Origin of the sequence: Kocuria marina (assembly GCF_000786655.1) — a bacterium.
In the GTDB taxonomy this organism is placed as follows: domain Bacteria; phylum Actinomycetota; class Actinomycetes; order Actinomycetales; family Micrococcaceae; genus Kocuria; species Kocuria marina_A.
The window spans coordinates 1-10,462 of record NZ_JROM01000006.1 but is presented as its reverse complement, the minus strand read 5'-3'; the positions used below and the strand labels follow the sequence as shown (position 1 = coordinate 10,462).

7 protein-coding genes are annotated in these 10,462 nt (G+C 68.9%); 3 read left to right on the top strand and 4 right to left on the bottom strand.

The window, feature by feature from the left end; all coding sequences use genetic code 11:
• Positions 1 to 81 precede the first annotated feature (81 nt).
• The 3 genes from AS25_RS00630 to AS25_RS00620 all read right to left on the bottom strand — a co-directional run bounded on the left by AS25_RS00630 (position 82) and on the right by AS25_RS00620 (position 3,286).
• Positions 82 to 1,629, bottom strand: coding sequence for a peptidoglycan DD-metalloendopeptidase family protein (locus AS25_RS00630; RefSeq protein ID WP_052160590.1), 1,548 nt, complete (start codon positions 1,627 to 1,629; stop codon positions 82 to 84).
• A 313-nt stretch (positions 1,630 to 1,942) separates the two neighbouring features.
• Entirely contained in the window at positions 1,943 to 2,893 is a 951-nt protein-coding gene (locus AS25_RS00625; protein ID WP_019311283.1) for a M56 family metallopeptidase, read from the bottom strand.
• 6 nt (positions 2,894 to 2,899) lie between these two features.
• Positions 2,900 to 3,286: a BlaI/MecI/CopY family transcriptional regulator gene (locus tag AS25_RS00620; RefSeq protein WP_257879654.1), complete on the bottom strand. Its 387-nt coding sequence runs from the start codon at positions 3,284 to 3,286 to the stop codon at positions 2,900 to 2,902.
• Positions 3,287 to 3,394: 108 nt separating this feature from the next.
• On the opposite strand from AS25_RS00620, the gene AS25_RS00615 reads away from it, so the two are divergent.
• Genes AS25_RS00615 through cydD form a run of 3 tightly spaced genes read left to right on the top strand, consistent with a single transcriptional unit; the run spans position 3,395 to position 9,544 of the window.
• Positions 3,395 to 4,978 (top strand): cytochrome ubiquinol oxidase subunit I, encoded by a 1,584-nt coding sequence (locus AS25_RS00615; RefSeq protein WP_019311285.1) that lies wholly within the window; start codon positions 3,395 to 3,397, stop codon positions 4,976 to 4,978.
• A gap of 28 nt (positions 4,979 to 5,006) precedes the next feature.
• Entirely contained in the window at positions 5,007 to 6,101 is a 1,095-nt protein-coding gene (gene cydB / locus AS25_RS00610) for a cytochrome d ubiquinol oxidase subunit II (RefSeq protein WP_035959399.1), read from the top strand.
• Positions 6,098 to 9,544, top strand: a complete 3,447-nt coding sequence (cydD, locus tag AS25_RS00605; protein ID WP_019311287.1) for a thiol reductant ABC exporter subunit CydD — start codon at positions 6,098 to 6,100, stop codon at positions 9,542 to 9,544. The genes cydB and cydD overlap by 4 nt, the downstream gene beginning before the upstream one ends.
• A 185-nt stretch (positions 9,545 to 9,729) precedes the next feature.
• Here the strand turns inward: cydD and AS25_RS00600 are convergent, their stop codons facing one another.
• Complete coding sequence (locus AS25_RS00600; protein WP_019311288.1) at positions 9,730 to 10,290, bottom strand: aquaporin; 561 nt, start codon at positions 10,288 to 10,290, stop codon at positions 9,730 to 9,732.
• Positions 10,291 to 10,462: the final 172 nt, after the last annotated feature.

Below are 10,462 nucleotides of genomic sequence, written 5' to 3'. Positions count from 1 at the left end.
ACGCGTTCTATGCTGTCCAAGCCGACCGCGAACACCTGGTCGGAATCAAATAGCGCGAGTCTCCATCAGACCCAGGGCGCTTCAGGTGGCCGACGAGGTCCCAGCAGCCTGAGTTCCCCCGGCAGGGGCCGTAATCCCTACAGGATCGCTGGGCACACCAGTCTCGGGAGTTGGTTTGGCGGGCGCCACTCGTGCCGGGCGTATGGGTTCCTCATCCTTGTCGTTGAGGATGCCGTCCCCGTCGATGTCCGGGTCTTCCTCATTGAGCAGGCCGTCCCCATCCATGTCCGGATCAACCTCATTGATGAACTTATCGCCGTCGAGGTTGTCGTCAGCCTTGTTGTCGATGCCGTCCCCGTCGAGGTCGGTGTCATTGATGTCGAGGGTGCCGTCGCGATCGGTGTCCCGTTTGGTGTCCGGAACCCGGGGCGCCACTCCGGGCAGGAGCTCCTTCTCGCTCCCAGTGTCCGCAGACGGTGACGGTGCCGGTTGGGGTGGTGCCGTTGTGGGGCCGGGCGGGGCAGGAGCTGGTGCCGGTTGGGCGGGTTTTACGGGTTTGGTCTGGATGGCCGTGGGCTTTTGCGCCGCTGACGGTGGAGGGGCCGGTGTGGGGCTGGGTTTCGCAGGAGCGGAAGGCTCGGCCGTGGGTTGGGGCTCCTTCGTGACCTTCTTGGTGGCAGCGGCCTTCTGCTCGGCAGCTTCTTCGTCCGAGGCGGCCTTTTTCTTGGCGGTGGTCTCGTCATCCACGGGGGCCGGCACGGGCACCTCCAAGGAGTACTTGCTGCGGGAGGCGGGAATGACGCGGAGACCGTCGACCCAGTCGAAGGACTGGGGGTCCACGGCCTGCCCGTCGACCCAGGTCTCGAGGTGCAGGTTTGGTCCCGTGACTCGGGTTCCGGTGGCACCGACGGAACCGAGCTGCTCGGCTGCGGCCAGCCGGTCACCGGTGGCCACCCTGACGTCCTCGAGGTGGTTATAGGTGGTCCTCAGTCCGTCCGCGTGGGTGACCTCCACACGGTTGCCGCCCCAGACGTCCCAGAACACGGCCGTCACCTCGCCCTCGGCGGCCGCCACGACCGGCAGCCCTGCGGCTGCGGAGACGTCGGTGCCGTTGTGGAACTCGCGGTCGCCGCGATCGGGGGCGATCCGCCACCCGAAGGTTCCCCCGGTCAGGACGGCCCCGGGAGTGGTGGGGGCGATGAGGGTGTTGACGGGAAGCTCGCCCGAGTACAGCCTCGGTGCATGTCGCCCCGGGCGCACCGTCGAGGCCGCGTTCCGGGCGGCGTCGCCCGGCCCGGTGCCTTGGCGCCAGGACCCGTTGCCTGCGGCGCCGTCACGGACGGGCGAGGTGGAACGGTTCTGCCGCAACGGTGCCGCCGGAGGGTGCTGCCGCTCCTGACCTGACGCGAAGAGGCTCCACCCGCTGTCCGACCGCTCCGAGGAGGCCGAGGAGCCCGCCGACACCCCGAAGGCAGCCCCTCGTTCTTCGCCGGCCCCCGGAGTGACGCCCGAGCTGACGGCCACGCTCAGCGCCACGAGGGCCGAGAACGCGGCGAGGGCGCTCACCGGCGAGGAGGCGCGGTGACGGAGGTCGGGCTTGGCAGGGCGGCGAGAGGAGTCACGGGGCATGATGGTGTTTCCCCCAGGACGTCGCGGGCAACGACGGAAAGATCGAGCAACGGACCGCAGGCATCAAACATTGGTGTGCGCGTAGGAGCACGGACAATCCTCCTGAGGATACGTCTTCGCTCCCGTTAATGCGGTGTCGTGCGGGCACGCAACGCTGTATGACGCGCAGAGCTGCCGCCCTCCGATTCGAGGTTCCTGAATCGGTGGCAAAGTGGCGCTGATGTACCTCATGTGACGCGGTAGATCTCGGTGTCAGGGCGCCGAGTCATGGGTCAGGTGTTGCCGTGGCAGCCAGGGTGGTTCGCGCCTGTGGTCAGTCGAGCAGATTGGTGAGGCCGGGGGCGAGCAGCAAGATGGTGGGCACGATGATGAGCGCAGCGGCTGCGCCGATGACTGTTGCCTTTTGTCCCGCCGGCACGGGCGTGGCCTCCAGTCGCAGGATGCGATGACGGGCGTCCTCGGCAGGGGCCGCGCCTGTCCAGGTGCCTTGGAAGCGGTGCGAGGGAGCAGCGGATCCACCGGTGCTGACAAGGGCGACGGCTCGGGCGAGGGTACGGTCGTCGACGCTCCGGCGGGCGCGGTCGTCGGCGAGCATCTCGACGAGGAGCCCGACTTCGCGGTGAGCGCGGTCGGCGATGGGGAACCAGGGCAGGGAAGCCTTCCAGGCGCGGAATAGCATCAGCACGATGTCATGGCGTTGGGTGGCATGTGCCTTCTCGTGCTCGATCACCGCGTCCAGCTCGTTTTCATCGAGCAGTGACAGCAATCCGGCAGAGAGGACGGTCATCGTGGTGAACGCCCCCGGGAGGCAGTAGGCGACAGGGGCGGGGTTGTCGAGGAGCCGGGTGCCGGGGGCATCGGGCAACGGTGTGCTCAGGAGCAGGACCAGCTGGGCATGGCGCCGGCGATCGCGTTCGGCGCGCACAATCGTGACCATCAGGTTCAGCAGCAGATGCCCGCCGAGCAGAACTGCTCCGGACAGCGCGAGGATGTGCATCGGGCCTGCGGGCACCCATGGCTGATCTCCCAAGAAGCTAGCGGCGAAGCTGATGCCGCCCGTGACCAAGTCCGGCCCAAAAGGGGCCAGGCCGAAGGTGAGCAAGGCCCCGAGCATCGACAGCCCGCCGGCCAGGGCGACGGCCTGCCAGAGCACCAGTGCGGTGGCGGGGGCGCGGGTCGGCCACTTGGCGTGCGAGAAAAGGATCGGGACGGGCCAGGCCAGGGCGAGAGCAAATGCCGCGAGGCCGATCGAGGCGCTGATCACATGGACTCAGTGGTCGTCGAGGAGGCGCCGCAGAGTTTGTGCCTCCTCGGAACTGACGCCCCCGACGAAGCGTTCGAGTACGGCGGCCCGGTCGTTGGCTGTTCCGAGGACCTCGTGCATGAGGGAGGCCATGTGCTCTTCGCGGGACGCTGCGGCGTGGTACCGGTGGGGGCGGAAGGTGCGTTCCCGTGTGACGAAGCCTTTGCGCTCCAGGCGGGACAGGACGGTGAGCACGGTGGTGGCGGCGCGGGGGCGACCGCTGTCGGTGGCTAGGGGGAGCTGGTCCTGGAGGTCGTAGGCCGACAGGGGGGTGTCCGCCTGCCAGAGGATCTCCATGATGGATCGCTCCAGGTCACCTAAGGAGGTTGCACGTTTCGATTCGTTGGTTGCCACCAGCTGATTCTAGCGGACCGACCCACGTGTTCTACAGTGGTGTAGAAGTAGTTCTACGACTCGTAGAACTACTTCTACACCACTGTAAAAAGGCTTGGGGGACAACCCATGGATCCGTTGGAGATCGCCCGGTGGCAGTTCGGGATCACCACCGTCTACCACTTCGTGATGGTCCCGCTCACGCTCGGGCTGGGTCTGCTGGTGGCGCTCATGCAGACGATGTGGGTGCGCACCGGCAACGAGCGTTGGCTGCGGATGACGAAGTTCTGGGGCAAGCTCTACCTGATCAACTTCATCATGGGCGTGGCCACCGGGTTGGTGCAGGAATTCCAGTTCGGGATGGCCTGGAGCGAGTACTCCCGCTTCGTCGGCGACGTCTTCGGCGCACCGCTGGCGATGGAGGGCCTGCTCGCCTTCTTCTTCGAGTCCACCTTCCTGGGCCTGTGGATCTTCGGCTGGGACCGCCTGCCCAAGAAGCTGCACCTGGCCACGCTGTGGACCGCGGTGCTCGGCTCCGTGGTCTCGGCCTTTTTCATCATCGTCGCCAACTCCTGGATGCAGCACCCGGTGGGCGTGGAGATGGTGGACGGCCGCCCGGTGATGAACGACGTGTGGGCGGTGCTGACCAACAACACGGCCCTGGTGGCCTACTCCCACACCCTGGCCGGAGCGGTGGCAGTGGGCGCGGCGTTCCTGATCGGGGTTTCCTGGTACCAGCTGTGGCAGCGCCGCCGGGACAACATCGACACCGTCGACGACTCCGGTGCCGTGGTCGTGGGAGAGCGGGCCGATATTCCCGGGCGGGACCGGGTCGACCACGCGGTGTGGCTGTCCAGCCTGCGCATCGGTGCGGTGGTCGCCGCCGTCGCCTTCGGCGGGGTCGCCGCCACCGGGGACCTGCAGGGCAAGCTCATGTTCGACCAGCAGCCGCTGAAGATGGCCGCCGCTGAGGCGGCCTGCCACGATGGCACCAGCTTCTCGGTGCTGGCCGTGGGCCCGCTCGGAGCCCAGGACTGTGACCAGGTGACCAACGTCATCGAGATCCCGGGCCTGCTGTCGTTTTTGGCCCACGGGGACTTCGACACCGAAGTCAAGGGCGTGAACACCCTCATCCCACAGTACGAGGCCGCCTACGGCACCCACCTGCCTGAAGACCCCATGTACGGCGAACGGGCCGGCCAAAAGATCGACTACCTGCCCCTAATGGAGGTCACCTACTGGGGGTTCCGCCTGATGATCGGCTTCGGCATGCTCGCCGCCGGCTTCGCGGCGCTGACGCTGTGGCTCACCCGGAAGGGCACCGTCCCGGCTTCCAAGCCCTTGATGTGGGTGGCGGTGGCCTCCATCCTGGCACCCTTCGGGGCCAACATTGCCGGGTGGGTGTTCACCGAGATGGGACGGCAACCGTTCGTGGTCGTCCCGAATCCCAACCCCAGTGGTGTGGACGGGGTGTACATGTACACCGCCGCTGCCGTCTCCCCGGGAGTCAGCGGGGAGGAGATCCTTTTCTCCCTCATCACCCTCGGGCTGATCTACGCGGTCCTGCTGGTGGTGGAGACGAGGTTGCTCGTGCGCTACGTGCGCGGCGGGGTCGCCTCGGCCATGCCCGAGCTCGCCCACCACGAAGATGACCCCGCCCATCCCGAGGGCATGACCGGTCGGCGCGATGACGTGCTGGCCTTCGCCTACTGAGCCCGACGACCACAGAACGGCCCCTGACATGGAACTGCTTCCCACTCTCTGGTTCATCGCCATCGCGGTGCTGTGGACCGGGTTCATCCTCCTGGACGGCTTCGACCTGGGCGTGGGGATGCTCATGCTCACCAGTACCCGCGATGAGCGCCAGCGCCGGCAGATGCTCAATACCATCGGCCCGGTGTGGGACGGCAACGAGGTGTGGCTGATCACCGCAGCCGCCGGGCTCTTCGCCGCCTTCCCCGACTGGTACGCCTCCTTGTTCTCTGCCCTGTACGTCCCCTTCGTGTTCGTCCTGGTCGGGCTGATTTTCCGGGCGGTGTCCATCGAGTACCGCGGCAAGGTCCACAGCGACCGGTGGCGGCGGTGGGTGGACCGGGCCCTGGGCGGGGGATCGTTCCTGGTCGCCTTCGGGCTCGGTGCTGCCTTGGCTTTGACCACTACGGGCCTGCCGCTGAACGCCAACGGCGACCGCGTCGGCGGGGCCTTCGCCTGGTTCACGCCCTACGCGCTGCTCGGTGGGCTGGCGCTGGTCGGTTTCTGCCTCGTGCACGCCTCGGCCTTCCTGGGACTGAAGACCGAGGGCCCGGTCCGGGTGCGTGCCCGCCAGTTCCTCCTCCGTTTCGGCCCGGCCGCGCTGGTGCCGCTCACCGTGTGGGTGTTGGCCGTTCAAGTGCTCCACGACAAGGCCTGGACCTGGCCCCTGGTCGGTGCCGCGGTCGTCGCCGCGCTCTTCGGGTGGACCAGCGCCCGCCTGGGCCGGGAAGGCCGCGCCTTCGCCGGCTCCGCCGCACTGCTGTTCTGCGGCCTTACCTCAATCTTCGCCAACGCCTACCCCGTGGTCCTGCCCTCCACGATCGACCCCGCCCACCACCTGACGGTGGCCAACGCCTCCAGCAGCGACTACACCCTGGGGGTCATGACCGTCGTGGCGGCCATCGGCTTGCCCTCGGTGATGCTCGCTCAGAGCTGGAGCTATTGGGTGTTCCGCCGGCGCCTGACCACCGGCCATCTTCCCGCCCCCCACCCCGTCCTTCCCGCCGTTGCCCCGAGCCGCGCCGCGGGTACCCGACGTGAGGGTGTGCCGGGGACGGGCACGGACGGGAACCAGCAGGCATGAAACGTCCCCCGCTGGGCCCCGGTGGTGCTGCCACAGTCTTCACCCTCGGCCTCCTCGGAGCGCTCAAGGCTCTGGCTCTGATCGGCATGGCCGAAGCCCTGGCCCGCGGCATCGTCGGGGTCATCGCTCATGACACGGCGGCCTGGCAACGGGCTCTGCTGGTCGGGGTCGGTGCCGGGCTGCTGCGTGCCGCAACCACCTGGGCCACCCAGGTCGTCGCCGTCCGCGCCGCCGGTCGGGCGAAGCGGGGGCTGCGCCGAGAACTCGCCACCCGCCTCCTGGCCGGGGGCGGCCACGACGTCGGCGCCACGACCACTGTGGGCACCATCGGCCTCGACGCCCTCGACGACTACTACGCGCGCGTGCTGCCCTCGGTCACCGCCGCCACCACCGTGCCTCTGCTGGTCGGGGCGCGGATCCTGGCCGCCGACTGGGTCAGCGCCCTCATCATCGTGCTCACCGTGCCCCTGATTCCGGTGTTCATGGCACTGATCGGGCTGCACTCCCAGGACAAGGCTGAGGAGTCCTCCGCCGCCCTTCAACGACTCTCCCACCACCTGGTCGAACTCGCCCGTGGACTGCCCGTCCTCGTGGGCCTGGGACGGATCGAGGAGCAGGCTGCGGCGCTGCGCGATGTCTCCGAGCAGCACCGGCACACAACCATGGTGACCCTGCGCACCGCGTTCCTCTCCGCGCTCGTGCTCGAGCTGATCGCCACGCTCTCGGTCGCCGTCGTGGCGGTGTTCGTCGGCGTGCGCCTCGTCTACGGTGACCTCGACCTCCTGGTGGGACTCATTGCCCTCATCCTCGCCCCCGAATGCTTCGCCCCCTTCCGCGACCTCGGCGCAGCCTTCCACGCCTCCCAGGACGGCATGGCAGCCTTGCACTGCTCCCGTGAGATCGTCGCCGAGCCCCCGGCCCCCGACATCCGCAGACCGACGCCACCGGAATCGAACCCCGCAACGATCAACCCCCAGCCGGACACCCCAGCGGACCAGGCACCCGCGGTGCGAATCAGTGGCGTGGTCGTGCGCTACCCAGGACGGCCCTCCCCAGCAGTATCCGGTCTCGACGCCGAAATCCCTTCCGGAACTATCACTAGCGTCGAAGGCCCCAGCGGCAGCGGCAAATCCACCCTGCTCGGGGTCCTCGCCGGAACCATCGAAGCCCAAAAAGGAACCATCCACGGGATCGATCCGGCTGCAGTGGCCTGGGTGCCTCAGCACATCCACACCGTCGGCGAGACCGTCCTCGACGAGATCCAGCTCTACGCCCACGACACCGCTTCCACCCACCACGCCCTCGCGCGAGTCGGACTGACCGGGCTGGCCGAGGCGGACCCGAACCAACTCAGCCCCGGGGAACTGCGCCGCCTGGGCCTGGCCCGGGGCCTGGTCCGCATCACCGCCGGGGCCCGGCTGCTGCTCCTCGACGAGCCCACCGCCCACCTCGATCCCACCAACGCGCACCGCATCAGAAACCTCATCGACAACCTGCGCGGCACCACCACCGTGATCCTGGCCTCCCACGAAACCGAGATCACCGCCCTCGCCGACCAGAAAGTGCTCCTGGGGCAGCCCGCCAGCCCCCGCGGGGAGGGGGCGCATCGCCAGCCAGGAACCACCGCCCCGGAGGAGCAGCAGGCCTCCGATCGCCAGGGCGAGGCGTTCACTTCTTCACTCGCCGAGACCTCCGGTGGTGCGTTGGGCGAGCTCAGGGCGTTCCTCGCCTCCACTCGCTGGCGCATGTTGGGGGCAGCGGCCCTGGGGACGGCCTCAGCCCTGTTCGCCGCCGCCCTCACCACGCTGTCGGGCTGGCTAATCGTGCGCGCCAGCGAGCAGCCGGGAATCATGTACCTGATGGTCGCCATCGTCGGCGTCCGCTTCTTCGGCATCGGCCGCGCCGTGCTGCGCTACGCCGAACGACTGGCCACCCACGACGCCGTCCTGTCCGCCACCACCGAGCTCAGGTCCCGGATCTGGGCCGGGCTGGCCGCCCGAGGCCTGGCCTCCCGGGTCCTAGCCACCGGTGGGGCGGCCCTGGAGCACCTGGTCGACGCCGCCGACCGGGTCCGCGACCTGGCCCCCCGGGTCCTGCTGCCACCGATGGCCGGGGCCGGCACCGCCCTGGGGGCTGTCGTCGCCGTCATGGCCCTGTGCCCCAGCGCGGTGCCCACGCTACTGGTCGCCGTCCTCGGCGGGCTGCTCGCCGGGCCCGTCGCGGCGCTGCTGGCCGACCGATCCGCGGCCCGCCACCTCACCGTCGTGCGCTCCAGCGTGATCCGCCGCTTCGCCGCGATGGTCGCCGCCTCCGACGAGCTGCGCGCCAACGATCGAGCCAAGGACATGCTCGCCCGGCTCGACGACCTCGAGCAGTCCGCGGACACCGCAACCCGGTCCACTGCCTGGGCGCGGGGCCTGGGCGAGGCCGTCGTGGTGCTGGCCTGCTCCCTCTCCTCCGTGCTCATGCTGGCAACCACCGTCGAAGCCCGGGCGGCAGGCACAATCTCCGCACCGGTCGTCGCCGCACTCGTGCTGCTGCCCCTGGGCCTGATCGATCCGCTGCTCGGCGCGGTCGATGCGGTACAGCAGTGGCCCGCGCTGGCCCAGTCGCTGCGCAAGGTCCATGCCGTCACCGCCACAACCACCCGCCATAAGCGACCTCGGCCCCCCGCCGGGCTGGTTCCGGCTCAGGTCCAAGAGCTGACGCTGGCCGACCTGGCCGTCACCTGGCCGCAGGCGCCGGCCCCGGCATTCCGCCACCTCCAGGCCACCGTGCGCCGGGGCCGGTGGCTCGTCGTTGAAGGTCCCTCCGGCTCAGGCAAATCCACCCTGCTGGCGACCCTCCTGGGCCACTTGCCCGCCGCGGAGGGCTCATGGCAGGTCAACGGCTCCGACAGCACCACCTTCGACGCCCGGCAGCTGCGGCGACGCTTCGCCTGGTGCCCCCAGGAGGCACACCTGTTCGACTCCACCATCCGCGGGAACCTCCTGCTCGCCCGGGGGAAAAACGATCGGCCCACCGATGAGGACATGCATGAGGTCCTTACCCGCGTGGGCCTGGAGTCCTTCATGGGTGGATTGCCCCAGGGCCTGGACACACCAGTCGGCCCGAGCGGAGGGAGCCTCTCGGGAGGCCAACGACAACGCATCGCCGTCGCCAGGGCGCTGCTCACCCGCGCCGACGTCCTGCTCCTCGACGAACCCACCGCTCACCTCGACGCACCCGCTGCCCACTCGCTGATCTCCGACCTGCGCTCAGCACTGTCCGACCGCATCGTCGTGCTCGTGACCCACCACGCCGAACAACGCACTGGAGCAGACGTTCGCCTCCACCTGCCAGGAGCGCACCAGCACTGCGCACCACAGCCCAGTGACCATGCACAGACCAGTGACCATGCGCAGGCTAGAAACGGCGACCGGTCACTGACGCGTGTTCCCTGACCGTCCCGCCAACGCAGAAAATTCCAGGCGTCCCAGATGGGATACAGCCCTTCCGGGGACTCTGCTCGACCCGTCCTCAGCGCCGGCGCCCGGCTGACCTGCGCTGGCACGGGTTAATCCGGAAGGCTCCGAGAAGACGCCATGGCGAGTAGGACCATCCCGTGACGAGACACCGCTCGGCTCCCTCACGCTCCCGGGGCGATGGAGGTGTCGGTGCTCGCTGTGGCGTCTTCGGCGGGCGGCACGGTGGCGCGGCGGGGTGAGCGGCCCAGATCTACCACACGGTAGATCAGACCCGCCACCAGACCCCCCAGCAACGGGGCAACCCAAAACAGCCACAGCTGAGACAGGCTTTCAACACCCCCGATAACCGCGGTGCCGGTGGAGCGGGCCGGATTCAGCGACCCGCCGTCGAAAGGCGCCAGGATGGTGAGCAGGAAGGCGAAGCTCGCCCCGATCGCCACCGGGGCCAGGACCGCGTTGGCCCGTGGGGCTGTCGAGCCCAGGACCACGAGGACGAACAGCGTCGTCGCCACGAACTCGACCAGAAGCACGGTGGACCAACCGGCTTGGGAGGTGGAGTTCTCCCCGTAGCCGTTGGCCACCGCCCCCAAGGCCTGGGCGGTGGTGGAGGCATCAATCAGTGTCATCAGCACCGCCCACAGCATGCCCACCGCGACCAGCGCCCCGAGCACCTGGGCCACCACGTAGCCGAGGGCGACCTTGGCCGGAGTGCGCCCGGACACGACCGCTGAAGCGCCCTGAGTTTGTTGGAGGCTCCTGACCTTGGAAACGAGGATGGAGTTATGCCGAAGGAACTGGCGAATGGGAAGCCGACGACGCGTCGCTACTCGGACGAGGAGAAGGCCGCCGCGGTGCGGATGGTGAGGACGCTGCGGGCCGAGCTCGGGGTCACGC